The organism is Catenulispora rubra (genome assembly GCF_015356825.1).
GTDB classification, from domain to species: Bacteria; Actinomycetota; Actinomycetes; order Streptomycetales; family Catenulisporaceae; genus Catenulispora; species Catenulispora rubra.
In genome coordinates this window covers 1-1,393 of the sequence record NZ_JAACYW010000617.1, presented here as the reverse complement: position 1 = coordinate 1,393, position 1,393 = coordinate 1, and the positions used below count along the sequence as shown (strand labels likewise).

The following is a 1,393-nucleotide window of genomic DNA, read 5'->3' as shown; positions in this document are numbered from 1 at the left end:
CTGGTTCTGGTTCTGGTTCTGGTTCTGGTTCTGGTTCTGGTTCTGGTTCTGGTTCTGGTTCTGGTTCTGGTTCTGGTTCTGGTTCTGGTTCTGGTTCTGGTTCTGGTTCTGGTTCTGGTTCTGGTTCCCGCACCCGGCCCAGCCGCCGTTCCTTCCTCACCGTCGGCACCACGGGCATCGGCGGCGTGGCGGTCGGGGCCGCAGCCTCCGCCCTTCTCCGCAACGACGGCAGCGGCAACGAGCACTCCTCAACTCCCGCCGGCGACCTCCTCACAGGCCTCGGCACCACAGCCGTCGCCACGCCCTTCCCACACCAGGCGGGCATCTCCGTCCCCGCAACCCAGCAGGGCCACGGCACCATCGCCGCCTTCGACCTCGTCCCAGGCGCCGACGCCGCGCATCTCAAGGCCCTGATGCAATCCTGGACCACCGCCATCGCCGACCTCACCGCCGGCCACGCACCAAGCGGTGACTCCGACACCACCGCACTCGGCAGCGGACCCTGCTCGCTCACCATCACTGTCGGGTTCGGCCCGTCGCTGTTCGGCAAGGCCGGCCTCGATCCCGCCTCCCGGCCGCCGCAGCTCGCGCCGCTGCCCGCCTTCCGCGCCGAGAAGCTGGATCCCGCACGCAGCGACGGCGACCTCGGCGTCGTGCTGGCCGCTGACGATGCGCTCGTCGTCTTCCACGCGCTGCGCACGCTCACCCGCCTCGCCGCCGGGACGGCCAAGCCGCGCTGGGTCATGTCAGGGTTCTCACGCGCGCCGGGTTCCTCACCTGATCCGACCGCGACCGGCCGCAACCTGATGGGGCAGCTCGACGGGACCAACAACCCCACCCCCGCGCAGCCGGACTTCGCGAGCAAGGTCTACGTCGCCTCCGACGCCGCGACCGCGTGGATGCGCGGCGGGTCGTACCTCGTGTTCCGGCGTATCAGGATGCTGCTGACGTCCTGGGACGCGCAGACCACCGCCGAACAGGAGCGGGTGATCGGCCGCCACAAGACCACCGGCGCTCCCCTGTCCGGCGGCACCGAGCGCACCCCGGTCAACCTCGCGGCACAGAACTCCGACGGCTCCCTGGCCATCCGCGGCGACGCGCACATCCGCCTGGCCGCCGCGGCGAACAACGGCGGCGCCGCCATGCTCCGCCGCGGCCTGAGCTACGACGACGGGCTCACGGCCGAGGGCGAGCCGGACGCCGGGCTGCTGTTCCTGGCCTGGCAGGCCGATCCGGGGCACGGGTTCATTCCGGTGCAGCAGCATCTGACGCGCAACATGGATGCCTTGAACCGCTTCACGACGCACGAGACCAGCGAGGACATCCCCTACGGCCTGCGGGTGACCGGCGTCGCGATAGTCCCGGCGGCGTTCGCCTTCCTGGCACTGGGCCC

At 70.6% G+C, this 1,393-nt stretch carries 1 protein-coding gene; it reads left to right on the top strand.

Annotated elements, in window-relative coordinates; translation table 11 throughout:
- On the top strand, positions 1 to 1,393 hold a 1,393-nt coding region (locus GWK61_RS54545; protein ID WP_228564568.1), incomplete at both ends, for a Dyp-type peroxidase.